Raw genomic sequence first — 25673 nt, 5'->3', positions numbered from 1 at the left:
CCTTCTTTATCTTTGACAGTCATTGTCTTGATCGCGCGATCACGGCTTCTGCCGCAATCGCGATTTGCCCGAACCAGCGCTCGTCAAGCTGCCAGTCGAGAAGTTGGGCAGCGGCCAGAAGCGCGCCGCCAATGGGGGGAAGCACGGGCGAGACCGCCCGCCGGCCGATCCGTCGTTCGACGGCCTCGAGCAGCAGGCGGCTGGAAAAGGTCCCGCCCGCATAAGTCCAGTCGGTGCCGGTTTCACAATGGCCCGATATTGCCCAATGGTGCTTGGCAAGCTCTTGGGCCGATCTGTCGATCAGATCGATTGCTGCTTCGTCGCCTTTGCTCGCTGCCCGGTCGACAAGGACGGAGAGCGCCGCAATCCCCGCGCGCGGCCTTGCGAGCCCGCTGATCCAGCCACCGAGAGCGTTGACCGGATCTGACATGTCGAGCTCGAGGTGCTCGTAAACAGCCTTTGCCAGCGCGGTAGGCTTGGCGCGTCCATCAAGGCTCTGGCTGATAAGGTGCAGTGCTTCGCGGCCGATCCAATAGCTGCTGCCTTCGTCGCCGATCACATCGCCCCAACCGCCGACGCGTGCGGAGGCTCCGGCGCCGTTGCGTGCCCAGGACATGGAACCGGTCCCCGATAGGACAAGTATACCCGGGCGCCCGGCAAAGGCGCCGAGGTGGGCGGCGTCGACATCGTTGAGGACCGTTCTGCGAATATCCGGGAAGGCTTCGTCGATACATCGCTTCTGGAGAGAGGAGAGGTGCGCAACTTCACCGTACGCAGGCAAGGCAGCGCCGACAGCGGCCAATCCCGGCTCATTGCGGAACGGTTCGATACGCTGCTCCAGTTCCTGTCGCCAGTTCGGATTGTCCATGGGATTGACGCCGCCGCCAAGCGCGGTGCGCAGAATCCTGCCGTCTTTGTCGGCCAGAGTAACGAGCACCTTGCTGCCGCCGCCGTCGATGCCAAGGATCAGCTCGTGGCTCATTCTTTTGCTCCGAGCTCGGCATAGGTTGCATCGACACCGAAATTGGCGAGTTCGGCGCGCCATTGGGGCGCCAGGCCCCTGTCGGTGATGAGTTTTGCCGCATTCAGCGGCGCGACCTTGTAAGTCGCCATCGTCCCGAATTTCGAGGAATCGGCGAGAACATAACCATTGGCAGAGCGGGCGAGCATGCGCCGGTTCAGACTGGCTTCCGCGCTGTCGACACTATAGATCGCCCCATCCGGGCTGATGGCGCTTGCACCCAGAAAGAGCTGATCGAACCAGATCGTTTCCAGCATTGCCTCGGCCTGCGGGCCGACGAGAGAGGCATTTTCACTGCGCAGATGGCCGCCGAGAAGCACGACTTCGAGATGCGGAATATTCAGGAATTCCTGAGCGACGATCAGGCCGTTGGTAAAGATGCGCAGCGGCATCGGATTGATACGGATCAGCCGGGCAAGCTGAAGAACCGTCGTTCCGGCATCGAGGAAGATCGCCGTGCGCGGCAGAAGCTTTTCATAGGCCGCGTTCGCGATCGCGCGCTTGGCCGAAAGATGGCGCTTTTCACGCTCCTGGAAGGCCAGTTCGACCGAGGACCCTTCGGCGATGCGGGCTCCGCCGTGCACCCTGTCGATCGCGCCGTCCTGCTCAAGAACCTGCAGGTCGCGCCGGACTGTTGCGAGCGAAGCGCCGACCGCATCGGCCAGATCCTGAATGGTCGAAAAGCCGTTCGCATAGAGATGGCTGCGGATGGCATCGAGCCGGTCAGTTTTCACGCCGCCAGTCTGATTCACGGATCGCCCCCTGCTGTTTATCCTTTATTTGCGTCAACGTTCCCACTCAATACGATCAATGTCAATCAAGATTCTGATCGTTTGTGATCTTTTTGCGGACCGCGGCGGGGATTTAAAAGACAAACAAAAGCACGCCCTCCCGAGGGATGGCGTGCTTCTTGACGACTAGCATTCTGGTGGTCGCGGCTCTGACGGCCTCAGTGGTATTTCGGCAGCAGATCGCCGTGTGCTTCGATCAGGTCGTCAACCAGGCCCCAGATTTCATCCGGCGACAGTTCTGCCGATGTATGCGGATCAAGCAGCGCGGCCTGATAGATGCGATCGCGCTTGCCTGTCAGCGCCGCTTCCACGGTCAGTTCCTGAACCGAGACACTGAGCTTCATGACCGCGGCAAGCTGCGAGGGAATTCTGCCGATGCGGGTCGGCTGGATACCGTTCCGGTCCACATGGCAGGGCACTTCCACGATACATTCGGCCGGCAGGTTCTCGATCAGGCCATTGTTGGGAACGTTGCCGTAGATCAGTGCGGGATTACCTGTGACGGCAGCGTTGATGATGCCTGCGGCATATTCATTGCTGCGGCAGACCTCGATCGGCTTGTCGCCTTCGAGATCGCGGCGCAGGGCATGCCATTCGGAAATCTGCCGCTCACAGCGGCTTATATATTCGTCGAGCGGGATGTTGAGCTTGTCGATGAGCTCGGGACGGCGATCCTTGATGTACCACGACGTATATTCGGAGAAATGCTCGCTGGATTCGGTCACGAAATGGCCGAGCCGCTTCAGCACATCGAAGCGTACCCGGTCGTCGTCCGGCACGCGTCCATCGCCGGCGAGAGCGTTCAGGCGGGGATAGAGATCTTCGCGCCGGCCATCGGCATGCAGCTTCTCGTATTTCAGGAAGAAGGCGACGTGGTTGATGCCAGCCGAGATGTAGTTGATGTCTGCAATGTCTTCGCGAAGGCAGGCGGCGAGATGAGCGGCGGTATGTTGCACGCTATGGCAAAGGCCGACCGTACGGATACTGGGTGCCAGTTGCTTGATCGCCCAGCAATTGATCGCCATCGGGTTCACATATTGCATCAGCAGCGCGTCGGGGCAAACCTCTTCCATGTCGCGGCAGATCGCCTCCAGCACCGGAATGGTGCGAAGTCCGCGGAAGATCCCGCCGATACCGAGCGTATCGGCAATGGTCTGCCGCAGCCCGTATCGCTTCGGTACGTCGAAATCCGTGACAGTCGCAGGCTTGTAGCCGCCGACCTGCATCATCAGGATGACGAAATCCGATCCGCGCAGTGCCTCTCGACGATCGAGGGTTGCCTCGATTTTGACTTTCGTCAGGTCGAGCGCCTCGCAGATGCGTCGCGCGACGATCTCCGATGTCTTCAGCCGCTCCGGGTCGATATCAAAGAGGCTGATCACATAATCACTGCCCGAGGGTGTGGAGAGCACATCCCCCAGAATGTTCTGCGCAAAAACGGTGCTGCCCGCACCCACGAGGCAAATCTTCGGCATTTCGGTCTCCCGTAAATTAAAACCGTCATACTGGTGCCTCTTCCAAATCAGAATTTCCTCCTGTTATTGGAGGGAGTATTCCCGGATCGAAGCGCAGGAAGGACATGACGGACGATCATTTCAGCAGGAGCGGCGAGTGGGCGGGATCGCCGCGGAGTTTCCTGATCGAGCGCCACACGGCCGATGCCATGAGTGCAGCGCATTGGCACGACCATGTCGAGATCAACCTGCTTCTCGATGGCGCCATGACTTATCTCTTCAACGGCCGGCAGGAGAGGGTGGAGGCCGGGCGTCTTGTCCTCTTCTGGGCGGCCATTCCCCATCAGACAATCCTGGTGACGCCGGAAGCGCCGCTCATCTGCGTCTACCTTCCGCTCGCCGATTTTCTCGCGCTCTCCATCGACAAGAAGGCGAGACAGGCAATCATGCAGGGTGCCTTCGTCGTCGAGCCCCGCCGCTGCGAGACGACGCCGGCCACCGTCTCTGCCTGGGTCGAGGAATGGGGCAGGGGCGATCCCGTCCGGCGTCAGCTGATCGCCGATGAGGCCAAGCTTAGGGTGCGCAGGCTCATTCTTGATCACGCCGATAATCGAGGCTTGTCCGTTGCAGCCGCTGCGACCCCGGTAAGCCCCGCCATCCGCCACTCAGAGGTGTTGACCGATCTGATCAATCGGCATTTTTCCGAACCGCTCAACCTGGTGGATCTTGGAAGGCGCGCCAACGTGCATCCAACTACTGCCAACCGGGCGTTTCGCGATGTGCTTGGCATCTCCGTAATGGAATACCTGACACGCTATCGCCTCGCGCGAGCGATGCAGCGACTGGCCGAGACGGAGGACTCGATCCTGGAGATCGCCCTCGACTGCGGCTTCGGCTCCAGCAGCCGCTTTTACGACATCTTCAAGCAGCGAACCGGTACGACACCGCGTCAGTTCCGCCTCTCGCTCGGCAAGTCGTGACGTTTGGCGGGGGCCGACCGATGTTTGGACCAAGTGCAGTCTCAGGCGCGATCCGACTATCGAATATTCTCGCCGGCGCGCTAGAGTCTGCAGACGATCCACATCGAACGGATTGACGTCTATGACGAGTAACAGCAAAAACCTCGCTGGTTCCCCGGCACCTCTGGACGCGATCGAGGATTTCTGCCGAAAGGTCTTCCTCGCCGCCGGCACGGACCAGGAGACGGCGGATGCAGCCACGCGGGGAATGCTGCATGGTACGCGCTATGGCATCGACAGCCATGGTGTGCGCCTGCTTCCTCATTACCTGAGGGGATTGATCGAAGGACGTCTCAATCCACGCCCGCATCTCGCGTTGGCAAACGCCTTCGGCGCCGTGGCGTCGCTCGATGCAGATAATGGCCATGGCGCGATTGCCACCTATACGGCTATGGAGCATGCCACGCGTCTTGCCGGGGAATTCGGAATCGGCGCCGTCGCCATCCGCAATTCTTCGCATTTTGGTCCGGCGGGTGCTTATGCGGTCGATGCTGCCGATCGCGGTTTTATCGGCTTTGCTTTCTGCAATTCCGACAGCTTCGTGCGCCTGCATGATGGCGCCATGCGCTTCCACGGCACCAATCCGATCGCCTGCGCCGTGCCGGTCAGGAACAGTAACCCGTGGCTCTTCGACATGGCGACCAGTGCCGTGCCCTATAACCGCGTACAGCTCTATCGCAGCCTCAGCCGCCAACTGCCCGAAGGGGTTGCCTCCGATAAACGGGGTTATGACACGACCGATCCCGATGTCGCCGACATGCTGGCGCCGCTCGGCGGCGAATTCGGCTTCAAAGGCGCAGGGCTCGCCGGCATTCCCGAGATCCTGAGCGCCGTGCTCACTGGCATGAAACTGAGCTTCGATATCGCGCCGATGCCCGGACCGGATTTTTCGAAGCCACGCGGTCTCGGTGCTTTCGTCATCGCACTGAACCCGGCCGCTTTCCTTGATATCGATATCTTCGATGCCGCCATGAAACGCTATGTCGACACCTTGAGGGCATCGCCTGCGCGCGAAGGCTTCACGGTACTGGCGCCCGGCGATCGGGAATGGGCAGTCGCTGCCGAGCGGGAAAAACATGGCGTTGCGCTGGATCCGGCTACAGTCGAGGCCTTCAGAACACTTGCCTCCACCTATCAATTGGTCAGCCCGGTGTGAGTGCATGCGTCGGATTGACGCACAACTTCCTCGATGATAGCTTGCGGTCAATTGGTCAGGCCAGTTGACCAGTTGTGCGCTTGAGGAGAAGCGCGCCGGGGAGGCCACAATGTTTTCGGCAGTTGAATCACGCCGCCTCTACAGGCAGGTGGCAGACCAGATTCGTCTGATGATCATCCGGGGCGAACTCGCAGTCGGCCAGAGGCTGCCGGCTGAGCGCGACCTTGCTGAGCAACTTTCCGTTTCGCGCCCCACGCTTCGCGAGGCGCTCATCGTGCTGGAAGTCGAGGGTTACATCAATATCCGCATGGGCTCCGGCATCTATGTCACCCGGAAACATGTGGCCAAAGCGTCTGGCCGCGACCGTGAATCGGTCGAGGGTCCCTTTGAATTGCTGCAGGCTCGCGCGATCATCGAGTGCGCGATCTCAGAGGAAGCGGCAAGGAACGCTGGTCCACAAGACATTGCCGTTCTCGACGAAGCGCTGAGAGCGATGAGCGGCGCGGTGGAGGATGCGCGCGCCGTGCTTGTCGCCGACCGCGCCTTTCATACCGGCATTGCGGCAATCGTCGGCAATGCAACCTTGCTCCGCGTCACCGGCGAATTGTTCGACATGCGCATGACGCCGTATTTCGAGAAGCTTGCCAGCCATTTCGAAGGGCCGGTGTCATGGCGCACCGCGCTGGAAGAGCATCGGGCTATCCGCGACGCGATCGCCGCCCGCGACGCTGCAGCAGCGAAGGCCGCCATGCGCACGCATCTCACGAATTCGCAGAAGAGGTTTTCCGAGAGCTTCGGGGAGGAGTTTTCGGGCGAGGAGGGGCGCGGCCATGGGGCCGGGCCAAACAAGGGCAACGCAGGCATTTGACGAGATCTCAGGAGGAGAGACCGATGAAGCTGAAACTGACGACGATACTCTGCACCGCCGCCGCAATCATGGCGACGACGGCAATCGCACATGCGCAGACCGTGCTGAAATGGGCGCATGTCTATGAGACCTCGGAACCGTTCCATACGGATTCCGTCTGGGCCGCGGAAGAGATCAACAAGCGCACCAATGGCCGTTACAAGATCGAGGTCTATCCGGCTTCGCAGCTCGGCAAGGAAGCCGATATCAACCAGGGCCTCAAGCTCGGCACGGTCGATATCATCATTTCCGGGTCAAGCTTTGCCGCCCGTGACTACAAGCCGATCGGCGTGACCTATTTCCCTTATATTTTCCGCAACCCGGAACACCTGATTGCCTATACCAAGAGTGACGTCTTCAAGCGGCTCGCCAAGGGGTACGAGGACAAGACCGGCAACCATATCGCCGCCGTCAGTTATTACGGCACGCGCCACACGACATCCAACAAACCGATTGCCAAATGCGCCGATATGCAGGGCCTGAAGATCCGTGTGCCTGACGTTCCCGCCTATCTCGCCATGCCGCGGGCCTGCGGCGCGAACACCACGCCAATCGCCTTTGCGGAAGTCTATCTGGCACTCCAGAACGGCACGGTCGAAGCCCAGGAAAATCCGCTGACGACGATCGAGGCCAAGAAGTTCTACGAAGTCCAGAAGAACATCGTCCTGACCGGTCACATCGTCGATCACCTGAATACGGTGATCTCGAAGACGCTGTGGTCGAGCCTTTCCGATGAGGACAAGAAAATCTTCGGCGACGTCATGCAGGAAGCTGCCGAGCGCACGACCAAGACCATCGAAGGCAAGGAAGACGGCCTGATCACTACCTTCAAGGAAAAGGGTCTGAGTGTCACCGAGGTCGACAAGGCCGACTTCGAGAAGACAGTTGCGGAAAAGGTCAAGTTTGAGGACTTCGGCTACGATAAAGCCGATTGGGAGGCGATCCGCGCGATCCAGTAAGAGCCCGAGGGCGCGCGGCAGCGCTGCGCGTCCTTCTTCTCCAAACCGGAATAAGGCCGATCATGTCTCAAGAAGTCCACACGCAAATTACCGCCGAGGAGATCGGCCAAGAGTTCGAAGGGCATGCGCCCACTGCCAACATCTCGGATTACGCCATCGAAGACTGGATCACGTTGATCGTCTTCTGGCTGATGGCCGGCTGCGTTTTCCTGCAGTTCTTCACTCGCTACGTGCTGAACAACAGCTATGCCTGGACCGAGGAAATTGCCGTCAACTGCCTGATCGGCGTCGTTTTCTTGGGCGCCGTCATGTGCGTGCGCACCTCGCGCCACATCCAGGTGGATGTCTTCTACCACTACATGCCGGCAGGCCTCGCGCGGGTGCTCGCAACGTTCGTCGATATCGTCCGCATCGGCTTCTTCGCCTATGGCTGCTATCTGATGTGGCGCTACGTCCAGATCGTCGCCGACGAGCAGATGGTCACTGTCGATCTGCCGCGCAATATCGTCTTCTACAGCGTGCTTGCAGCCTTCGTGCTGATGCTGATCCGGGCGGTGATCGTCTTCATCGCCAATATGCGCCGCGGCTATTCCGTTCTGGAACGCCCGGAAGAATTCCACGCCGTCGAAGGATGACCCGATGCTGCTCTTGCTTGGCTCGTTTCTGCTGCTGATGTTGATCGGCGTGCCCGTCGCAATCTCGATGGCCGTCGCGTCCGTTCTCTATATTGTCCTTTACGGTGTCGCGCCTGACATCATCGTCGCCCAGCGAATGATCGCGGGTGTAGAAAGTTTTCCGCTTCTCGCCGTTCCCTTCTTCATCCTTGCCGGCAACCTGATGAATTCGGCTGGTGTCACCGGCCGCATCTATTCCTTCGCCGTCGCGCTTGTCGGCTGGATGAAGGGCGGTCTCGCGCAGGTCAACATCATCGGTTCGGTCATCTTTTCCGGCATGTCCGGCACCGCGCTTGCCGATGCGGCCGGTATTGGCACGATCGAAATCAAGGCCATGAAGGATCATGGCTATCCGGTCGAGGCCGCGGTCGGCGTAACGGCGGCATCGGCCACGCTTGGCCCGATCTTTCCGCCGTCCTTGCCTTTCGTGATCTATGGAATGATGGCGAATGTCTCGATCGGCGCTCTTTTCATGGCCGGCATTCTGCCCGGCATCGTCATGACGCTGCTGATGATGATTACCGTTGCGGCCTTCGCGTATACGAAGCGCTGGGGTTCCGACGCGCCCTTCAACGTAAAACAGCTTGTTTCCGCAGGTTTGGAGATCGTCGTCGTCCTGCTGGTACCGCTCGCGATCTACGTGATGATGCGGTCAGGGGTATCGATGAATGTTGCCGCGGGCATTGCGCTTGTCGTGCTTCTGGCGCTCGACTGGTATTTCCGCTTTTCCGCGGTCATGGCGCTCATGACGCCTGTTATCCTGATCGGCGGCATGACCATGGGTTGGTTCACGCCGACGGAAGCAGCTGTTGCGGCTGTTCTCTGGTCGCTGTTCCTCGGCCTCGTGCGCTATCGCACGATGACGTTCTCGACACTTGCCAAGGCGAGCTTCGACACGATCGAGACGACGGCCTCCGTTCTCTTCATCGTCACTGCCGCTTCGGTCTTCGCATGGCTGCTGACGGTGAGCCAGGCGGCGCAGCTTCTGTCCGATGCAATCCTGTCAATCACCGACAATAAGTGGGTGTTCCTGATCCTCGTGAACCTGCTGATGCTCTTCGTCGGATGCTTCCTGGATACGATCGCCGCGATCACCATTCTCGTGCCGATCCTTCTGCCGATCGTTGCGAAGTTCGGCATCGATCCGGTGCAGTTCGGTCTCATCATGACCTTGAATCTGATGATCGGCCTGCTCCATCCGCCGCTCGGCATGGTACTGTTCGTGCTGTCTCGGGTGGCGAAACTATCCGTGGAGCGTACGACGATGGCGATCCTGCCCTGGCTTGCGCCGCTTTTCATCGCCTTGATCCTGATCACCTTCGTTCCCTCCATATCGCTCTGGCTGCCGCAGCAGCTTGGGCTTCTGAAGTAGGAGAGTATGATGCAGACACGTCTGGCACGGCTTTATGCAAAGGGCGATCTGCGGATCGAGACCGCTCCGGTTGCCGTCCCCGGTCCGGGCGAGGTGCTTTTGAAAATGGCAGCCGCAGGCATCTGCGGCTCCGACCTGCACTATTATCAGGATGGCGGTTTCGGTCCGGTCCGGGTCCGCGAGCCGATGATACCCGGGCACGAAGCATCAGGAACGGTTGAGCTGGCAGGTGAAGGCGTCACGCTGAAAACAGGTACGCTGGTTGCGGTTAATCCGAGCCAGCCCTGCGGCGCTTGCGAATATTGCAGCATCGGCATGCCGATACACTGCCTCGAGATGCGCTTCATGGGCAGTGCGATGCGCCTGCCGCATGAGCAGGGGATGTTCCGGGAATGGCTGGTGGTGCCGGAAAGGCAATGCGTTGAAGTCGGAGCTGCGACCACGCCTGCAGAAGCGGCTTGCAGTGAACCTCTGTCCGTCTGTCTGCACGCGGCATCGCGTGCGCCTGGCATTGCCGGCAAGAAGGTTCTGGTGACCGGCGCCGGACCGATCGGCTCGCTGATGGTCGCCGTCGCCGGCCATTTCGAGGCAAGCGAAATCGTTGTCACCGACCTCGCCGAAGCGGCGCTTGCGCGAGCGAAGGCAATGGGTGCCGGCCGCACGATCAATGTGGCCAGGGATGCAGCGTTACTTACCGAATTCCAGGCCGGAAAGGGTTATTTCGACCTCGTGTTTGAATGCTCCGCGGCTGCGCCCGCAATCCATAGCGCGATTGCCTCCATCCGGCCGCGTGGCACCATCATCCAGGTCGGCGTCTCCGGCGATGTGCCGATACCTCTCAACGCCATTGTCGGTAAGGAGTTGCACATCCATGGGACGCAGCGCTTCCACGAGGAATTCGCTGATGCTGTCGACCTGATCTCGCGGCGGAAGATCGATGTGCGGCCGATCATCAGCCACAACCTGCCGCTTGATGAGGCCGTAGCGGCCTTTGAAATTGCCGGCGATCGTTCGCTGGCCTGCAAAGTGCAACTGACGTTTCCGTCAGCCTAAACGACGGTCTCGCCGCCATCGACGACGAGGATTTGCCCCGTCATATAGGAAGAGCGATCCGAAACCAGAAACAGGATCGGTTCGGCGATCTCCGAAACGTCCGCCCAGCGGCCGAGCGGCACCTTATCGGCAATATAGGATTCAATGGCGCCCCGCCCGCCCATCTGGGCGATGAACGGTTCGTTGAACGGCGTGTCGACCCATCCGGGACAAAGCGCATTCACGCGAATGCAGAATTTTGCATAGTCGCCCGCCATCTGCCGGGTCATGGCGATGACCGCATGTTTGGTCGTCGTGTAGGCGATCATTTCGCGGTCATAGAGCACACCTGATGATGAGGACGTGTTCAGGATCACGCCTTTGCCGGCTTTCTTCATGATCGGCATGACGAAACGCGCCGCCATGAAATGCGCCCGCACATTCAGGCTCCAGGACTTGTCGAAGCCTTCGACGGCAACTTGCTCCAGGTCTCCGGCGACCTGCGCGCCGGCGTGATTGTGCAGAATGTCGATCCGGCCGTGACGTGCAGCAGTAGCGGTTATGCCGGCTTCAAGCGCCCTGTCGTCGGTCACATCGACCACCAGGCTTTCGGCGCTGCCGCCGGCTTCGGTAATCAGCTCGACCGTCTCTTCGGCATTCGCGAAGTTGATATCGGCAACGACGACATGGGCGCCTTCGCGCGCCATGATCTGTGCGCCGGCTCGACCGATGCCCGAGCCTGCGCCCGTAACGATTGCAACGCGATCTCTCAATATCATGGCATTTCCCCGGTCAGTTTGTCGTTGTCTTTTCGCGCATCAGGAAACGCGCGATGAAAATAAGGACGAGCGAGGCGACGAGCACCATCGTCGCGATCGCATTGATTTCAGGTGTCACGCCGCGACGAATGGAGGCGAAGACATAGATCGGCAGCGTCGTATTCGAGCCGGCCACGAAGAAGGCGATGATGAAATCGTCAAAGGAAAAGGTGAAGGCGAGCAGAAACCCCGCCAGGATCGACGGCATGATCTGAGGCAGTACGATCTGCCGGAATGTTGTGAATGGCGTCGCGTAGAGATCGCTGGAGGCCTCGACGATATCACGTCCGAGGCTGGCGATACGTGCTTTCACGATCATTGTCACCAGCGCCATGGTGAAGAGCCCGTGCGCGGCGATGATCGAGCCGTAACCGAGCGCGAGCTTCGGCGGCTGATCGCCCGGCCAGAGAGCGGCGATGACGGGGTTGATGAAGCCGAAGACCTCGACGAGGGCAACAAGCGTCGCGATGCCGATGACGACACCCGGCACGACGATCGCCGCCGCAAAGAGCCCGTCGAAGATGGCGCGCGTACGGGCGCCGAGCCGCTCCATCCCGATGGCAGCCATGGTGCCGAAGATCGCTGCCAGCGCGGCACTGGTGACCGCGATAATTAGACTGTTACGCAACGCTTCCATCAGGAACGTATTCGACAGCGCCCTGCCATACCATTGCGTCGAGAAGCCGGTGAACTCGCTGGCGTTGCGGCCCGCATTGAAGGAGAAGAGGACGACGAGCGCAATCGGCGTGTAGAGGAAGAGATAGACGGAAGTGACGAGCGCGCGCATCAGATGAGATCCACCTGTCGGGTACCGGCAACACGCCACGCAATCCGCATGGCGACAATCAGCACGATGACAACAACGGCAACCAGGGTTACGGCAATCGCCGATCCGAAAGGCCAGTTGCGCGACTGCAGGAAGAGATCGACAAGCGCATTGCCGATGAAGAAGACCTTGCCGCCGCCGAGAAGCTGCGGGATCAGATATTCACCGAGAAGCAGAATCGTGACCAGCGCAACGCCGGTCATCACGCCCGGAAGCGATAGCGGCAGGGTGATTCCGAAAAACGTCGAGATCGGCTTAGCACCGAGATCGGCCGAGGCTTCGAGCAACCGGCGATCCAGTTTTTCCAGGCTGACATAGATCGGCATGATCATCAGCGGCAGGTAGCCGTAGACGATGCCGAGCAGCACGGCGCCGGGCGTATTGATCAGCCTGACATTTTCAATGCCGACGAATTCGAGCAGGTGCGGAATGCCGCGCGCGCCGAGCAGGTACATCCAGGCATAGGTTCGCACCAGCAGGCTGGTCCAGAAGGGCACGACGACAAGCGAGACGAGCAGCAGCCGGCGCTGCGGGCTCGCCTTGACTGCCAGATAATAGGCGACCGGGTAGGCAACGATGAGGCAGGCTGCCGCGCCGACCGGCGCCAGGATCAGCGTGTTGACGAAGGCCGCCGAGCGCGCGCCGAGATTGGCGAACTGTTCGAAGGTGAAAGCCGCCTGATAGCCGCCTTCCGGCGCCCGTTCGCCGAAGGCAAAGACGATGATGGCGATGAAGGGCAGCACCAGGAAGACAAACAGCCAGACACTGGCCGGGCCGACGAGGGCCGCGGTGATCAGGCGCCGTTTGGTGGCGTGGGGAAGGGGCATGGTTTGGTCTTCATCCACCGGATCGCGAAGCTGAACCGACTTCCCCGCTGCGGGCTGGGGAAGCCGGGATGCAGGATGGACTTACGCCGACTTGAAGCGCGCCATCAGTTCGGCGCGGCCCGGATCGGTGAGTGTCACGGCGGCGCCGAATTCCAGCGGTGTCAGGGCTACTTCGTCCGGATAGACGATCTTGTTCGACGTGACCTCCTTGGGCAGCAGCGCGATGACGCGGCTGTCGGTGGTGGGTGCGCCGTTGGCGATGTGCTCCTTCACCGCATTCTGTGGGTCCATCAGGTAGTTGAGCAACGCGTAACCGGCGGCCTTGTTGGGCGCATCCTTCGGGATCGCATAATAATCGGTCCAGATTTCACCGCCGTCGGTCCCAAGGACATAGGCAAGTTCCGGCATGTCGCGGTTGAGCTGCGCCCCGTCATTGGTCCAGCACATGGTAAGCCATGCATCGGTCGAGCGCATGGATGGCTGATAGTCGGAATTGATGGCGAAGAGATGCGGCTTCACCTTGATCAGCAGCTCTTCTGCCTTGGCAAGTTCGTCAGCCTTGATCGAATTGAAGTCGTAGCCGAGCGAGACAAGCGCACTGCCGATCGTCGTCAGCTGATAGTCATGCACCATGGCGCGGCCATCGGCTTCGGTCTGGGCGATCTCGAAGAAGTCCTTCCAGCTGGAGAGCTTGGTCTTGATCTTGGACGTATTGACGGAGAAACCGGTCGTGCCCCAGTTCTTCGGCACGGCATAGGTCTTGCCGTCGATCTGGCCTTCCTTGGTGAAGCGCGGGCTTTCGGTTGCCTGGCTGAAATTCGGGATCTTCGACAGGTCGAGCTCGTCGATCAGGCCGAGTTTGTGATGGGTCGAAATCGTATAGTTGGTCGGCACGAAGAGCGACCAGCCGGAAGCGCCGGCCTGCAGCTTGGCGAGCATTTCCTCGTTCGAGCCGAAGACGTTGACTTCGACAGCGACGCCGGTCGCTGCCTTGAAGTTTTCGAATGTTGCCGGGTCGTGATAGTTCGGCCATGTGGCGATCGACATCTGCGTGCCCAGATCTTCGGCCGCATAGGCCGGCGTCGACAGCGCGCCCGGGAAGCGCGACAGCACGGCGGTCGCAAGACCGAGGCCGGTAATGCCGAGGAAGTGGCGGCGGCTGACGGAACCGCGCTTCAGGCGCATGAACTCGTCCATGAAGCCTTCGGCGGAGATGGGCAGATTGTCCTTATAATCCTTGCTCATGATGCTGTTCCCTTGTTTTGGTTTATGCATTCGATGCTTGAAAGACATGGATGGCGGCGGGGTCGAAACCGAGGAAAACCTCCTCGCCCGGCTCCACGAGATCGCTCTCGTTCATGCTGCGGCGGTCGGCTGTGATCAGGAAATCGCCGAGCCCCGGTACGCTGACGGCATATTCCGCAGACGAGCCGAGGAAAATCCGATGCGTCACGGTTCCCTTGAACGACGTGCCTGATGGCGCAGCCTTGCGCGTCAGATGGATTGCCTCGGGGCGCAAAGCAGCGATGACTTCGCCCGACGCGAGCTGCTTGCCGGAGGCGATCGCTGAGCCATCCGCCAGCCTGAGCGTCGTACCGTCGGCTTCCATTGCCGCGGCGATACGGTTCGTCTTGCCGACGAAATCGGCGACGAAAAGATCTGCCGGGCGGTCATAGACTTCCTGCGGGCTGCCGAGTTGACGGATACGGCCGGCACTCATGACACAGACGACATCGGCCATCGAAAGCGCCTCTTCCTGGTCGTGGGTGACGAGGACGAAGGTGATGCCGAGTTCACGCTGCAGGGTCTGCAGCTCGATCTGCATGGCTGAGCGCAGCTTCTTGTCGAGTGCCGCCAGAGGTTCGTCGAGCAGCAATACGGAAGGGCGGTTGACGATGGCTCGGGCAAGCGCCACACGCTGCTGTTGCCCACCCGACATTTCATGGATGCGCCGCTTGGCAAAGCCGCCGAGCCGGACCATTTCGAGCGCCTCGGCGACGCGCCGGTCGATCTCCTTCGCCACGATTTTTGGGCGTATCTGCTTGAGCCCATAGGCGACGTTCTGCTCGACGTTGAAGTGCGGGAACAGCGCGTAGTGCTGGAAGACCATGTTGACCGGGCGGCGATAGGCCGGAACTCCGTTCATCTCGCGCCCGTCGATCAGCACCGTGCCTTCGCTCGGCTGTTCGAAGCCGCCGATCATGCGCAGGCAGGTCGTCTTGCCGCAGCCGGACGGCCCGAGCAATGCCAGAAAGGCACCCTTCGGCACAGTAAGATTAATGTCCGTCACAGCGGTCACGGCGCCATAGTTCTTTGTGACCGAACGGAATTCGATATCGTTCGTCGAAGCGGATGCCACGTCTGTTCCCTGCGGTTGGTTTGGAATGGCAGTCTATTGCTGCCTTATTGCCACCGTCGTTAAGGAAAGAGTAAGCCTGAGCTTCCTCCACGGTATATACCCCGAGAGAGGTATTTAGGCGCACATTGTTTCGTGGAAGGTGTATATCCGCCTTCCGTGAATTTTGCGGAACAGCGGGGAGGAAGGGCTAGTGAGTATCGACCTGGAGACGCTGTTTACCGCTTTCAATGCGACGGTCGGCAAGCCAGCCATGACCGATGCCGCCTTTGGCGATACTTTCCGACAGATGATGGCAGCACTCGTGCGCTTCGACTATGTCGTCGTCTTCGCCTATCGGGCAAAAGAGCGGCCGATCGATCTCTACAGCACCTTCGATCGCGACGAGCACATCGTCTTCGTCACACTTTATCAGGCAGGTCCTTATCTGCTCGACCCCTTCTATCATACGGCTCGCGAACGGCGTGAAGGTGTCTTCAGGATGCGCGAACTCGCCCCGGACAGGTTCTTCTCCAGCGAATATTACCGCACGTATTACGTCCAGACCGGACTTGCCGAGGAAATCGGCTTCTTCGTGCCTGTCGATGGCGATATTACCGTTGTCCTTTCGCTGATGCGGCGGGAACAGACCGGTGCTTTTCCACCGGCCGAGTTCACAACGCTCAGAAGGGCTGAGCCGCTCGTGGCCAGCATGGTGAAACATTATTGGTCCGGGCTCGCGCCGCGCTTCGATGCCCAGCTCGCAGCAAGGGGCAAAAGCCGCCGCAAAAGCGAAATCCTCCCGCGCGTCGACACCGTCTGGCACGATCTCAACCTCACGAGCCGCGAAACGGCGATCGTTGAACTGGTGCTGCAGGGCCATTCGTCGGAATCGATCGGCCTGAAACTAAACATCTCGACGGGAACGGTGAAGGTCCACCGCCGCAATGTCTATCGCAAGCTTGGCATCTCCTCGCAGACGCAGCTGCTCTCGCTTTACCTGAAGAATCTGAGCTGACTGGTGGCTGCACGCCCCGGGCTGTCGTTAGGGGCGCGCCTCCGCCTCACGCAGCGAAATCAGCCGTCGTGCCGTCTCGTCCCAGAGGATGAGTTTCACGCAGCTGAGGCTGTCACGAATGTTGATGCGCCCAAGCTTCGCCAGCTCCGGATAGTCACGCAGCACTTCCGGCAACCGGTAAAACGGCACTCGGCTCGATAGGTGGTGAACATGGTGCATGCCGATATTGGCGGTGATCCATCGCAGCGGACGCGGCAGGTCATAATGCGAGGCGCCATGCATGGCGGAATAGGGGAACGTCCATTCCGGAGGCTTCGACCAGTGGGTATCTTCGAATTGGTGCTGAACATAGAACAGCCAGACACCCGCCGATCCGGCAAGCAGAACGATTGGCAGATGGACCAGCAGAAAGGGAACGATGCCGACGGCCCAGATCAGAAGAGCGACCAGTACAGCGACGCCGGCATTCGTCGCCATCGTCGAAATCCAGGGTAGGGCGCCGGAACGCATCATGCCGATCGGCAGTCGCTGCTTGAAAATAAAAAGATAGGCCGGGCCAATACCGAACATGACCAGCGGATGCCTGTATAGGCGATAGGCAAGTTTTCCTGGACCGGTCAGGGCGCGATATTCTTCGACCGTCAGCGTGGTGATATCACCGACACCCCTCTCATCCAGATTGCCGGCTGAGGCATGGTGTTCTGCGTGTGCACGGCGCCAATAATCGTAGGGTGTGAGTGTGAGGATGCCGATCACGCGCCCCGTCCAGTCATCCCACTGACGCCGTCCGAAGAACGAGCCGTGCCCGCAATCATGTTGCAGCATGAAGAGCCGCAACAGGAAGCCGGCGGCAGGGACGTTGAGGACTAAGCCGAGCCAATAGCCGAAGTGGATCGCAACCGATGCTGCCGCCCAAAGAAGGATAAACGGAATCAGCGTCACGGCCAGTTCGTACAGGCTTCGGCCTGTATTGGGTTTTCGGTAATTCGAGAGAATCTTGAGCCAGGCTTTTTCGGCACCGGCGTCTTGGCCAGCCGTCATCGTTGCGTTCATAGTCGGTCGGCGTCTTTCTGTTGGGCAGCGCTGCGGAAGAAGTGTTCGGCATGCTGGTAGTCATTTTCTGCGCCGATCCGGTCACCGGCCAAAGACTTCAGCTCGGCAAACTGAAGGTATTGCTTGTATCGATCCAGCAGGCGCTGCCTCGATGGTGTAGCACTTCTATTACGGTGGGCGAAATGGTGATTATTCATGATAGATCCGAACCGCGAGGATTCGCTCCTGTTGTCTGAAAATGATTGCTTGGGCGCTTTGCTCGGCGATGGTCCGCCGTCGCAGCTTGCAACTGATGCCTTGTCCTAGGAGACTGCGGCAGAGTGCGTTAGCGATCGGCGAGACGGTGTTTCCGTCGGCAGATGGGGGCGTTCTGATCTGGTCAGTGTGAGATCCACGCGCAGAAGCAATACTCCACTGCGGCTGCTACAAATCGCTGATGGGAAGGTCGCAAGCGCGTCGGCAATCGGGCAACGGAGCCTGCATCATCGAGGATCCAATATCCTCGGATGTTTGGGGTATTACTGCAGCATTGTGGCTGCATCACGTCGGGGATGTCTCCAAGCTATCCGGATCGAAAGAATTACATCGCTTCCCCGCCTGCTGTTGAGCTGGCGACCGACGCAGGCTATCAGAACGGGCAACAAAGTCCCGTTCCGAGAGACGCATCTGACAATGACCCATTCATACCTGGTTACCCATTCCGGCGGCTTCCACGCCGACGAGCTGCTTTCAAGCGTCATCCTGACCCGGCTGTTTCCTGAGGCCCGGATCATTCGCAGCCGAAATGTTGAATGGACCACACCGACCACCGATCGCATCATCTACGACGTCGGCGGGCAATATGACCCTGCCGCGGGCATTTTCGACCATCATCAGCGTGGCGCGCCGGTGCGAGAGGACGGACGGCCCTACAGCTCCTTCGGCCTCGTCTGGAAACATTACGGGTCGGATTATCTTGCGGCGCTTGGGGTGCCCGAGGCGCATGTCGCAGCGGTGCATGCGTCCTTCGACGCCAAATTCGTGCTGCCGGTCGATCTGACCGACAATGGCGCGCTTGATCTTTCGGTTGCAGGCGAGCTGGCAGGCTTGACGCTGCCAGCGCTTCTCGAAACCCTGAAGCCGGTTTTCGATGCGAAGGATCCAGATGCCGATGACAGGGCGTTCCACGCGGCTCTTTCGATCGCCCGCAGTTTCGTCGAAGCCGGGATCGCGGCGCAGGATGCCAAGCTTCGTGCCGAAGGCCTTGTTCTTAAAGCGATCGACGAGACAGGCGAGGGCAGGGTTCTCGAACTGCCGACGGGCATGCCCTTCCGCGCCGCGATCGTAAAGGCCAAGGCCGATCAGCTGCTCTTTGTCGTCCACCCCCGGGAAAACGACTGGTGCCTGACCGGCATTCGGCGTTCTGACGAGGGCTTCGAGCTGCGCGCGGATTTGCCGGCCTCCTGGGCGGGGTTGACCGGCCACGAACTGGAATTGGTTTGCGGCGTCGAAGGAGCAACGTTCTGCCACAAAGGCCTTTTCGTTGCTGCCGCTAAGACCCGAGAGGCTGCACTCGCGATGGCGCAGATCGCTGTAGAACAGGCGCTGGCATGACGATCGTCGGGCCTAAGATTACCGCAGGCCTGTTGCTTCTGAGCCTTTCAGGCGCATGTTGCTGGCCGACCCTGGCGGCCGATCGGCAATCCGATACGTTCAAACTCCCTGAAGATGTGCGCGCCTTTATGGAGCGTCGTGACGGATGCGATCACTTTCGGGGCGAGGATTCGCCCTATGCCGAGCGGCGCGCACAGATTGACGAGGAGCTGAAGCGGCTTTGCACCGGGACCGATGCCGAGCTCGCCAGACTGAAACGCCTTTACGCCGAAAACGAAACGGTGCAGCGTTTGCTTGCCGAATATGAAGTCAACATCGAGACGGGAAATTAGTCCGGCGGCGGAAATGCGCGATGAACGCTCCCGTCAGACTTCCATAACGTCCTCGAACGATTCCGGGAAACTCTGACGCGCCACCTTCTCGTTGATGACGAGCATCGCCTCATAGGACTTCGGATCGAAATCCTTGTCCACGGCCACCACTTCCCGCCCGAATAGCAGGTTGAGCCGCGCGGCGTCCAGATTGCCGCGCTCGAAGGGCTCAGCCCCGAAATAATGCCAAAGCGCATGCAGGAAGGCTGCATCGACCCGGTGTTCCGCCGTGCCAGGGCGTGCGCGACGAGGCAGTGCCTTGATCGGCGTCACGCCCTTGGGATTGGCGCGGCGGATGGTGAACTGAATGCCGCTGCCCGGCATTCCGGATGGAAAGCCGCGGTGCTTCGTCATGTCGGGAAGATTGGCCATCGCTGCCCTCCTTCGCATTGCGATCGTGTTATGTTGCCTTCTATGCCGGGCGCGCCGATGGCGACGCCCCGCAATCACACGAATAGCGATCTCGACGACACTTTGCGAGCACAGAATATGTGCGCCTGTTGGCCCGTCGGGCTGGCCTGCGCGAGCACCATTATGTGTGACGTCGGTCTCTGAAGTCTCGTGATGCTGATTGCTCGCGATACCCGGCGAGCGTCACTCGCCGGGTATCATTTTGAAGTCAGCTCACTTCGGCGTGACGTCGAAACCGAACCACTTTTCCGACAGCGTCTTGGCGCTGGAACAGTCTGGGCCGATGGTGCCCATGGGCACCATCCGGTTCGAAGCCGCTAAAATCGTTGCGTTCGACGACGTCCAGCGCTTTCCTCGTCCGACGCCGAAAATCTCTTCGGCAGACACTTCGTTGACCAACCGTTGACCCGAAGAGGAGTGCCGCTATGACCAGAACACGCGCCTTACACACCAAACGGATCGAGAAATTGCGCCTCGAAAAGGGCGAAACGCGCCACGAGTGGCGCGACGGAAAAACGCCAAACCTGATTGTGCGGGTCGGCCGACGGAAGAAGGTTTTCCTTTTGTTGGTCCGGTGTCCCGGAGAAAGAGACCCGACCCGCCTCAAGATCGGGACGTTTCCTAAAACGACGCTGGAGCGCGCCCGCGAGGTGGCGGCCGAATGGAGCGCGATGATCGACCGCGGACTGGACCCGCGGCAGGAGGCTCAGCGGCGTGCGCGGGAGGCGGTCGTCGACGAGCGGAGGACTTTCCGGTCGGCGATGGAGGACTACATCGCCTGGCTCCCAAACAAGAAGCGCAACCGCCACATGTTGCCGGACATCGCCGCGTTGCGCGCGGAATTTCTCGATCCGGCACGCAACGCTTGGATCGACAAAGCGATCGCGGATGTCACCAGGGCCGACATCGGCGTCCTGATCGAAAACATCCGCGGCAGAGGTGTTCCCGGTCGGGCGCTGCAGGCCCTCGAATTGATACGGTGGTTTTTCGTCTGGGCGAACGGTCCGGCCAGGTACGAAGGGTACGGCCTGGCGGGCAATCCTACCGCCGACATCACCGCGGCATCAATGGAACTGTCACGGGGAAAGCGATCCCGGAAGCTCGACTCCCAGGAACTCCGGGCATATTGGAGTGCGGCGGCCGCGATGCCGTATCCGGACGGTCCGTTCTACAGGCTGGTCGTGCTGGCGGGGGGGCGGCGGAGGCAGGAGGCCGAGCACATCCGCTGGTCGGAAATCGACATCGCGAAGAAGCTCTGGACAATCCCCGAAAAGCGCGTGAAGCACGGAGACGAACTCCTCGACCTGTATGTCGTGCTGACCGACGAGGCCGTTGCACTGCTTGAGGAGCTGCGGTCCGGGCAGCCGCAGGGATGGGGGGACTTCGTCTTCAGCGTGACGAACGGCCAGACCCCGTACACCGGGTACGACATGGACGACTTCCGCGCGCGGGTGGAAGAGGAATACCGCAAACTCTGTTCCGGAACGTCGATGATCGGATGGGTTCTGCACGACCTGCGGCGGGTGGTCCGCACGGCGCTGTCGCAATTGGGCGTTCCGCCAGAAATAGCGGACTACATCATCGGTCATCGGAGGCGACAGGACTACAACCAGGACCGCTTCATACCGCAGTGCCGCAAGGCGATGCGGCAATTCACCGACAGGCTCTTCCGGGTGATCGATGGATCGGCGGCCGGCTTCCACGCCGGCGATCCCGACAATGCCGACTAGCCAAGCAAGCGACAGGAGGCAGGCATGACGAAGCGTAGGGACGGCGAAGTAATCTCCAGAGGGGAATTGTACGATCTGGCCTGGTCGATGCCGGCTCAAAAGGCTGGGCCGACCTTGGGCATCTCGGACAGGTATTTCGGCAACATTTGCCGCGCCCTGGAAATACCGCTTCCAGGGCGTGGCTACTGGATAAAGAAGACCGCTGCCCCCCCCGCCGGCGTTGCCGTCGGCGTCACGTGGAGTGGCGGACGGCTGGAAGCGAGGAGACTCCACGGAGCACGGGCGCGCCTCGCGGTCGACGCCGCAGCCGCAGGGACCCCTGACCCTCATGGATTTCAGGGAGAGCAGACGGCTGCACCAGCTCGTCAAGCCCGCCGCCAAGGCGCTTCGCAGCTCCGATCCAGATCGCCACGGATATTATCTTAGGCCCCCGAGAAGCCTGCTGATCGACATTGCCTGCTCAAAGGACGGCCTCGAAAAATGCCTACGGTTCACCAGCGACTTGTTCAAACGACTCGAAGCCCCGGAGAACGAATACCGCGTCGCGATCGCGGCGGCGACCAAGGGCTTCATCCGGGCGTCCATCGATACCGCGACGGAAGCGGCAGGGCCCGAGGAAGGTGGTTATTCGCCGTCTTGGTGTCCGCTTCGCCCGACCGTCGTCTCCGTCCTCGGTGTGTCGATCGGTCTGGCCGTCGTCGAAACGAGCAGGCGTTCGCAAATGCGCTATATCGGCGGCGACGCTACGTTCCCGACACCGGCCGCGAGGGCGACTACGTACCACCGACCTTTGTGGTGACCCAGAACGTTCCGACGGGTCTCTTGAGGCTCATCGCCTACAGTCCGTTTTACGGCTTCCCATGGCAGCGGCAGTGGACGGAGGAGCCGGGAACCCTGTTTTCGTCGTCGCTGCAATCGATCGTGAGGGGACTGGAGGCGGGAGCGCACGAGCTTTTTCTCGCTCTGGAAAAGGCGGGCGTCCAACCTGGCTAGACGGTCCCGCCTGGCGTCAACCCCGGTTGGCCAGCCATTCCAGGACCTCGAAGACCCGGAAGCCCTTGCGGCCGCGCGGATTGCCCGTCAGCGGCACCTTTTCGGGAAACATCTTGTCGTCCACCAGCCGGTCGATGGTACTCCTGGAAAGGGATGTTATTTCGCAGGTCTCCTTCATGCTGAAGAAGCCGCGGGGGTCCCTCGCTATCAATTTCCGTTTGTCGGGCACCCGCCGGCGTGAACGTTTCGCGTTCCGCGTCGGACGTTCCCTTTCCCGTTCCGCGGCGTCGCCCGTCTCTTGACTAGCGCCCGTGGACCCTACGCGCCGCTGTGGACCGGTCGGCGCGGCGGCTTCATGCTCGTTTGGCGCTTCGATCGTCCCCGGCCGCGGCGGTCGCATCGGCTGGCCGTCCCCGCTGCCCAAAAGGGGTGCGCGGATTTCGGCAGAACGACTCGAGTGGCCGGGCTTTTTCGGGTTCCGGGGAACAACCGGTTCTCCCGCAGCCAGTCCGTGCTCCGCCGGGGGATGCGGCGCTGTCTCGCCGCCGTCCTGGTCGGAGGAGAGGCCGTGTGGATCGGAGAACGGCCGATAGCTTTCGGGTCTGGTGGGAGGCCGCTTGGCCATGGCTGTCACCTTCGGCGTCGGTTCAGGCTACCGTAAGAGGAAAACACAGCTCCGGCGCGGAATCAAAAAAGGCTGTCAGTGCGTCGAAAAGCCCCCACGAAATGCAGAAACCACGTCAGGATGAGCCCGATCCCAGGCCGATTCCCGATTCGCCCAATGGTGCGGCAGCAGCGGGACTTGCAGACACATACAACGGACCCCGAGGCCGACATACGAGATGCGTCCCGTTCTGTGGCTCAGAAACTCCACTCCCTCGTGTATGTAGAAATCGCGGAGCCTGTCGTGGCTCTTCCTGGACGAGGGCAGGCCACGTTCGTGATTTCTCACCTGTCTTGACGTCAGGAACAATTTTTTCGCCACGGATTGTTGCGTGAACCCCAGGAGCGCCCGGGCGGCAGAAAAATTCACATCGTCAGGTAAGGACGGCCAGAAGCTCGTGAACGCGTCGACCAATTTCCAGCATGCGCCTGAGCCGCGCATGGTGCCTGTGTTCTGGTCGAACGTCCCGACGAATTCGATGCCCGCCCTGTGGTAATAATTCCGGAGCTTGGTAGTCGACTTCAACGTCGCGCCGACCCCCCACTCGCACGCCGCGACCGATTTGCGGCACATTCCGACGGACGCCGCCAACTGGGGTTGGGTGAGCCCCAAGAGAGCCCGGGCCGCTCGCAGCGCGTCCGGAGCGACATAACCGACCGAAGCGGCGTGTCGGTTTTTTTCCTCGCGGCCGGTCATGACGGGGCCGACGCAGGCATTGATGCCGGTTCCGGCGCACCGGAAGACCAGCGGACGCCGATGCCGAAATACAAGTTGGCAACCGGATCGCCCCACCCGACAAACTCGACGCCGGCGTTTTCGTAGAACGCCAGAAGCGACCGGTGCGATTCCTCCCATGATTTTCCGAGTTCCAAGCTTTTGACGGTGGCGCGGCTCAACCCGGCCAATCCGGCGACCTCGTCCTGACCTTTGTTCAGCAGCGCTCGCGCCGCCCGGAACGACACTCGCTTGTCCTCGGCATGGAACTTCGCCTTTTCGGCCTTGCCTACATCCTGCGAACTCGGTCCGGACCATCTGGCCCCGGCTCGGGCGATCTCCTTTCCGATGGAGAATTCCCCGAGGAGTTCGATGCCCGCGGCGGAGTAAAAGTCGACCAGTTCGAGATTTGCGCCTATCCGCGCGTGGGACGTCTCGACAACCGTCAGGTATCTTTGAGGCACGCCAGCCGCCTCGGCAGCGGCGCGCTGCGACAGGTTCATCAGTGCGCGGGCCACGCGGAGGGCGTCGGGTGGGGCAGCTATCCTCATCCGTTCGACAAAACGGCCCGCCAAAAAAATGTCAAATGGTATCAAAGGAGGTCTTTTAATATCTCATATGGAGTCTATAAGGATCCAGATGAGTCAAAAAACGACTTCTGTCTTTGGAGAATTGATGATGCTGCACGGCGATTCGGCGTTTCGCTTCGTTTCAGTGGATCAGGAGCGGGCCTCAACGCTACAACGTCTCGCTGACTCCGGTCGACTGGCCGGAGCGGTAATGACCCTCAAAAAAGGCGTCTTACGCCGAGTTCGCCGATGGCGCGTCGAGGCGAGGCAGACACAAAAGTTTAATGGAACCGCTGCCTGCCTGGGAATTGCTCTAGGCGATGGATGGGCTTTCGCGAGATCGCGACATGGACGCAGTTGAGACTTTTCTCGAATTCGATCGCCTAACCAGATTGCCCGCCTCTGAGCTAAATAGTCTTAATTCCCGAGTTTGGCTGCGACGGTTTCCACCGTACGCCGGTCCCCTCAAGCTCGCTGGATTCGACATTCGCTGCAATGAACTGGATTTCTTTCTCGTCGAAGACCCGGCGGAGCTTCTCGTTAGCTCTCGCGGTAATCTGTCGTTTCCCCAGTTCGAACTCCCCCAACGCCTTCTGAGTGATGCCCGCCTTCTTGGCGAGATCCACTTGACTCATCCCAATGAGCGCTCTCGCAGCTCTGATTAGATCGCCAGTCAACAAAGTCGTCATCACCTCCAAAAACGGGTTGCCGCGACATAAGTCAAAAAAGACGTAAAATACGTATCAAAAGACTTGAAATGCGTTAATAAAGATGTAATCAAAGACGTCGGCGGAGCGGGATCGACTGCCGATTCTCGATAGGTTCACATGCTGGATTACGGAGATACATATGATGGCGACCCAGAGCGGTACCTTTCTCGGCGACGATCGCCGGGCATTGCTCCAATGCCGACGCCCACGGTCCAGAAGCCACCAATCGTCAGTCCGACCAGCACGCGGCCGAAAAGAACGACCGGGAAGGACCAGGCGAGTGCCGTTATAAGGCAGGAAACCGCCAGCACGGCTGACAGGAACATCAGCACCTTCTTGCGATCGATGGTTCCGGCCAGAACGCTGACGAGGGGCGCTCCGATTGCGGCCATGATGCCAGCGATCGTCCCGGTCAAGCCTGCCTGGCCATGAGTGACCCCCAGATCGGCCGACATGTCCGGCAACAGACCAACCGGCAGGAATTCGCAGGTGACCATAAGGAAGGCTGTAGCGCCGACGGATAGGGCAGCAGTTATGTGCCGCAACGTAACAGGCGTTTCGGCCGGCACCGACAGGTCTGCGTCGGCCGCGATTGCATCCGGTGTATTTTCTGACATTTTCTATTGTTCCTGGTTTGGGCCGGCGCTACTCCCAGC

The 25673-nt window shown here is 60.3% G+C and carries 28 protein-coding genes; 12 read left to right on the top strand and 16 right to left on the bottom strand.

Annotation, left to right across the window (positions count from 1 at the left end; all coding sequences use genetic code 11):
• Window positions 1-19 precede the first annotated feature (19 nt).
• The 3 genes from LVY75_04865 to LVY75_04855 all read right to left on the bottom strand — a co-directional run bounded on the left by LVY75_04865 (window position 20) and on the right by LVY75_04855 (window position 3287).
• The gene (locus LVY75_04865) at window positions 20-982 is read right to left on the bottom strand and encodes an N-acetylglucosamine kinase (protein XAZ21278.1); all 963 of its coding nucleotides are present in this window, start codon (window positions 980-982) and stop codon (window positions 20-22) included.
• A complete protein-coding gene (locus LVY75_04860) occupies window positions 979-1773 on the bottom strand; it encodes a DeoR/GlpR family DNA-binding transcription regulator (protein XAZ21277.1) in 795 nt (264 codons plus the stop codon). The genes LVY75_04865 and LVY75_04860 overlap by 4 nt, the downstream gene beginning before the upstream one ends.
• Window positions 1774-1970: 197 nt before the next feature.
• A complete protein-coding gene (locus LVY75_04855; protein XAZ21276.1) occupies window positions 1971-3287 on the bottom strand; it encodes an alpha-glucosidase/alpha-galactosidase in 1317 nt (438 codons plus the stop codon).
• 104 nt (window positions 3288-3391) lie between these two features.
• Between LVY75_04855 and LVY75_04850 the strand changes: the two genes are divergently transcribed.
• The 7 genes from LVY75_04850 (at window position 3392) to LVY75_04820 (ending at window position 10406) form a co-directional block, all read left to right on the top strand.
• Window positions 3392-4246, top strand: coding sequence for a helix-turn-helix domain-containing protein (locus tag LVY75_04850; GenBank protein XAZ21275.1), 855 nt, complete (start codon window positions 3392-3394; stop codon window positions 4244-4246).
• A 121-nt stretch (window positions 4247-4367) separates the two neighbouring features.
• Window positions 4368-5441: an Ldh family oxidoreductase gene (locus LVY75_04845; GenBank protein XAZ21274.1), complete on the top strand. Its 1074-nt coding sequence runs from the start codon at window positions 4368-4370 to the stop codon at window positions 5439-5441.
• A 109-nt stretch (window positions 5442-5550) separates the two neighbouring features.
• Window positions 5551-6309: a FadR family transcriptional regulator gene (locus LVY75_04840; GenBank protein XAZ21273.1), complete on the top strand. Its 759-nt coding sequence runs from the start codon at window positions 5551-5553 to the stop codon at window positions 6307-6309.
• 23 nt (window positions 6310-6332) lie between these two features.
• Entirely contained in the window at window positions 6333-7307 is a 975-nt protein-coding gene (locus LVY75_04835) for a sialic acid TRAP transporter substrate-binding protein SiaP (protein ID XAZ21272.1), read from the top strand.
• Between the two features lie 62 nt (window positions 7308-7369).
• The gene (locus tag LVY75_04830) at window positions 7370-7942 is read left to right on the top strand and encodes a TRAP transporter small permease (GenBank protein XAZ21271.1); all 573 of its coding nucleotides are present in this window, start codon (window positions 7370-7372) and stop codon (window positions 7940-7942) included.
• Window positions 7943-7946: 4 nt separating this feature from the next.
• The gene (locus tag LVY75_04825) at window positions 7947-9353 is read left to right on the top strand and encodes a TRAP transporter large permease (GenBank protein XAZ21270.1); all 1407 of its coding nucleotides are present in this window, start codon (window positions 7947-7949) and stop codon (window positions 9351-9353) included.
• 9 nt (window positions 9354-9362) lie between these two features.
• Window positions 9363-10406: an L-idonate 5-dehydrogenase gene (locus LVY75_04820; protein XAZ21328.1), complete on the top strand. Its 1044-nt coding sequence runs from the start codon at window positions 9363-9365 to the stop codon at window positions 10404-10406.
• Here the strand turns inward: LVY75_04820 and LVY75_04815 are convergent.
• From LVY75_04815 to LVY75_04795, 5 genes are all read right to left on the bottom strand, one after another.
• Window positions 10403-11164, bottom strand: a complete 762-nt coding sequence (locus LVY75_04815; protein XAZ21269.1) for an SDR family oxidoreductase — start codon at window positions 11162-11164, stop codon at window positions 10403-10405. The two genes, LVY75_04820 and LVY75_04815, sit on opposite strands and share 4 nt — an antisense overlap.
• Window positions 11165-11177: 13 nt before the next feature.
• Window positions 11178-11990, bottom strand: a complete 813-nt coding sequence (locus tag LVY75_04810; protein XAZ21268.1) for an ABC transporter permease — start codon at window positions 11988-11990, stop codon at window positions 11178-11180.
• Window positions 11990-12856, bottom strand: a complete 867-nt coding sequence (locus tag LVY75_04805; GenBank protein ID XAZ21267.1) for an ABC transporter permease — start codon at window positions 12854-12856, stop codon at window positions 11990-11992. The genes LVY75_04810 and LVY75_04805 overlap by 1 nt, the downstream gene beginning before the upstream one ends.
• A gap of 81 nt (window positions 12857-12937) precedes the next feature.
• Window positions 12938-14101, bottom strand: a complete 1164-nt coding sequence (locus LVY75_04800; GenBank protein XAZ21266.1) for a spermidine/putrescine ABC transporter substrate-binding protein — start codon at window positions 14099-14101, stop codon at window positions 12938-12940.
• A gap of 22 nt (window positions 14102-14123) precedes the next feature.
• On the bottom strand, window positions 14124-15215 hold the full coding sequence (locus LVY75_04795) for an ABC transporter ATP-binding protein (GenBank protein XAZ21265.1): 1092 nt from the start codon (window positions 15213-15215) through the stop codon (window positions 14124-14126).
• A gap of 190 nt (window positions 15216-15405) precedes the next feature.
• Here LVY75_04795 and LVY75_04790 point away from each other — a divergent pair, with 190 nt between their 5' ends.
• Window positions 15406-16209: a LuxR C-terminal-related transcriptional regulator gene (locus tag LVY75_04790; protein XAZ21264.1), complete on the top strand. Its 804-nt coding sequence runs from the start codon at window positions 15406-15408 to the stop codon at window positions 16207-16209.
• Window positions 16210-16236: 27 nt separating this feature from the next.
• On the opposite strand, the gene LVY75_04785 is transcribed toward LVY75_04790, so the two are convergent.
• Window positions 16237-17262: a fatty acid desaturase gene (locus LVY75_04785; GenBank protein ID XAZ21263.1), complete on the bottom strand. Its 1026-nt coding sequence runs from the start codon at window positions 17260-17262 to the stop codon at window positions 16237-16239.
• Window positions 17259-17459, bottom strand: coding sequence for a DUF4167 domain-containing protein (locus LVY75_04780; protein ID XAZ21262.1), 201 nt, complete (start codon window positions 17457-17459; stop codon window positions 17259-17261). Before LVY75_04780 ends, LVY75_04785 begins: the two co-directional genes overlap by 4 nt.
• Before the next feature lie 475 nt (window positions 17460-17934).
• Here LVY75_04780 and LVY75_04775 point away from each other — a divergent pair, with 475 nt between their 5' ends.
• Together LVY75_04775 and LVY75_04770 are read left to right on the top strand one after the other, a co-directional pair.
• Window positions 17935-18855 (top strand): MYG1 family protein, encoded by a 921-nt coding sequence (locus tag LVY75_04775; protein ID XAZ21261.1) that lies wholly within the window; start codon window positions 17935-17937, stop codon window positions 18853-18855.
• On the top strand, window positions 18852-19187 hold the full coding sequence (locus LVY75_04770) for a hypothetical protein (protein ID XAZ21260.1): 336 nt from the start codon (window positions 18852-18854) through the stop codon (window positions 19185-19187). The genes LVY75_04775 and LVY75_04770 overlap by 4 nt, the downstream gene beginning before the upstream one ends.
• A gap of 33 nt (window positions 19188-19220) precedes the next feature.
• Here LVY75_04770 and LVY75_04765 read toward each other — a convergent pair whose 3' ends face one another.
• Window positions 19221-19598 carry a hypothetical protein gene (locus LVY75_04765; protein XAZ21259.1) on the bottom strand — a complete coding sequence of 126 codons (378 nt, stop codon included), beginning with the start codon at window positions 19596-19598 and terminating at the stop codon, window positions 19221-19223.
• Between the two features lie 252 nt (window positions 19599-19850).
• Complete coding sequence (locus LVY75_04760; protein ID XAZ21258.1) at window positions 19851-20036, bottom strand: hypothetical protein; 186 nt, start codon at window positions 20034-20036, stop codon at window positions 19851-19853.
• 26 nt (window positions 20037-20062) lie between these two features.
• Here LVY75_04760 and LVY75_04755 point away from each other — a divergent pair, with 26 nt between their 5' ends.
• Both LVY75_04755 and LVY75_04750 read left to right on the top strand, forming a co-directional pair.
• On the top strand, window positions 20063-21367 hold the full coding sequence (locus LVY75_04755; GenBank protein ID XAZ21257.1) for an integrase arm-type DNA-binding domain-containing protein: 1305 nt from the start codon (window positions 20063-20065) through the stop codon (window positions 21365-21367).
• A 328-nt stretch (window positions 21368-21695) separates the two neighbouring features.
• A complete protein-coding gene (locus tag LVY75_04750) occupies window positions 21696-22166 on the top strand; it encodes a hypothetical protein (GenBank protein ID XAZ21256.1) in 471 nt (156 codons plus the stop codon).
• Window positions 22167-22376: 210 nt separating this feature from the next.
• On the opposite strand, the gene LVY75_04745 is transcribed toward LVY75_04750, so the two are convergent.
• From LVY75_04745 to LVY75_04730, 4 genes are all read right to left on the bottom strand, one after another.
• Window positions 22377-22538: an AlpA family phage regulatory protein gene (locus LVY75_04745; GenBank protein XAZ21255.1), complete on the bottom strand. Its 162-nt coding sequence runs from the start codon at window positions 22536-22538 to the stop codon at window positions 22377-22379.
• Window positions 22539-23716: 1178 nt separating this feature from the next.
• Entirely contained in the window at window positions 23717-24256 is a 540-nt protein-coding gene (locus LVY75_04740; GenBank protein XAZ21254.1) for a helix-turn-helix domain-containing protein, read from the bottom strand.
• Window positions 24257-24714: 458 nt separating this feature from the next.
• Window positions 24715-24933, bottom strand: coding sequence for a hypothetical protein (locus LVY75_04735; GenBank protein XAZ21253.1), 219 nt, complete (start codon window positions 24931-24933; stop codon window positions 24715-24717).
• A gap of 209 nt (window positions 24934-25142) precedes the next feature.
• A complete protein-coding gene (locus tag LVY75_04730) occupies window positions 25143-25634 on the bottom strand; it encodes an MFS transporter (protein XAZ21252.1) in 492 nt (163 codons plus the stop codon).
• Window positions 25635-25673: the final 39 nt, after the last annotated feature.

Origin of the sequence: Sinorhizobium sp. B11, assembly GCA_039725955.1 — a bacterium.
Taxonomy (GTDB): domain Bacteria; phylum Pseudomonadota; class Alphaproteobacteria; order Rhizobiales; family Rhizobiaceae; genus Rhizobium.
This window is presented reverse-complemented; position numbering and strand designations above follow the sequence as displayed.

Bases quoted from the DNA above. Each gene is read 5' to 3' on its own strand.
- LVY75_04865 (XAZ21278.1), bottom strand. From the start codon at position 982: ATGAGCCACGAGCTGATCCTTGGCATCGACGGCGGCGGCAGCAAGGTG.
- LVY75_04855 (XAZ21276.1), bottom strand. From the start codon at position 3,287: ATGCCGAAGATTTGCCTCGTGGGTGCGGGCAGCACCGTTTTTGCGCAG.
- LVY75_04850 (XAZ21275.1), top strand. From the start codon at position 3,392: ATGACGGACGATCATTTCAGCAGGAGCGGCGAGTGGGCGGGATCGCCG.
- LVY75_04845 (XAZ21274.1), top strand. From the start codon at position 4,368: ATGACGAGTAACAGCAAAAACCTCGCTGGTTCCCCGGCACCTCTGGAC.
- LVY75_04840 (XAZ21273.1), top strand. From the start codon at position 5,551: ATGTTTTCGGCAGTTGAATCACGCCGCCTCTACAGGCAGGTGGCAGAC.
- LVY75_04835 (XAZ21272.1), top strand. From the start codon at position 6,333: ATGAAGCTGAAACTGACGACGATACTCTGCACCGCCGCCGCAATCATG.
- LVY75_04830 (XAZ21271.1), top strand. From the start codon at position 7,370: ATGTCTCAAGAAGTCCACACGCAAATTACCGCCGAGGAGATCGGCCAA.
- LVY75_04825 (XAZ21270.1), top strand. From the start codon at position 7,947: ATGCTGCTCTTGCTTGGCTCGTTTCTGCTGCTGATGTTGATCGGCGTG.
- LVY75_04820 (XAZ21328.1), top strand. From the start codon at position 9,363: ATGCAGACACGTCTGGCACGGCTTTATGCAAAGGGCGATCTGCGGATC.
- LVY75_04815 (XAZ21269.1), bottom strand. From the start codon at position 11,164: ATGATATTGAGAGATCGCGTTGCAATCGTTACGGGCGCAGGCTCGGGC.
- LVY75_04810 (XAZ21268.1), bottom strand. From the start codon at position 11,990: ATGCGCGCGCTCGTCACTTCCGTCTATCTCTTCCTCTACACGCCGATT.
- LVY75_04805 (XAZ21267.1), bottom strand. From the start codon at position 12,856: ATGCCCCTTCCCCACGCCACCAAACGGCGCCTGATCACCGCGGCCCTC.
- LVY75_04800 (XAZ21266.1), bottom strand. From the start codon at position 14,101: ATGAGCAAGGATTATAAGGACAATCTGCCCATCTCCGCCGAAGGCTTC.
- LVY75_04785 (XAZ21263.1), bottom strand. From the start codon at position 17,262: ATGAACGCAACGATGACGGCTGGCCAAGACGCCGGTGCCGAAAAAGCC.
- LVY75_04780 (XAZ21262.1), bottom strand. From the start codon at position 17,459: ATGAATAATCACCATTTCGCCCACCGTAATAGAAGTGCTACACCATCG.
- LVY75_04775 (XAZ21261.1), top strand. From the start codon at position 17,935: ATGACCCATTCATACCTGGTTACCCATTCCGGCGGCTTCCACGCCGAC.
- LVY75_04770 (XAZ21260.1), top strand. From the start codon at position 18,852: ATGACGATCGTCGGGCCTAAGATTACCGCAGGCCTGTTGCTTCTGAGC.
- LVY75_04765 (XAZ21259.1), bottom strand. From the start codon at position 19,598: ATGGCCAATCTTCCCGACATGACGAAGCACCGCGGCTTTCCATCCGGA.
- LVY75_04755 (XAZ21257.1), top strand. From the start codon at position 20,063: ATGACCAGAACACGCGCCTTACACACCAAACGGATCGAGAAATTGCGC.
- LVY75_04750 (XAZ21256.1), top strand. From the start codon at position 21,696: ATGGATTTCAGGGAGAGCAGACGGCTGCACCAGCTCGTCAAGCCCGCC.
- LVY75_04745 (XAZ21255.1), bottom strand. From the start codon at position 22,538: ATGAAGGAGACCTGCGAAATAACATCCCTTTCCAGGAGTACCATCGAC.
- LVY75_04730 (XAZ21252.1), bottom strand. From the start codon at position 25,634: ATGTCAGAAAATACACCGGATGCAATCGCGGCCGACGCAGACCTGTCG.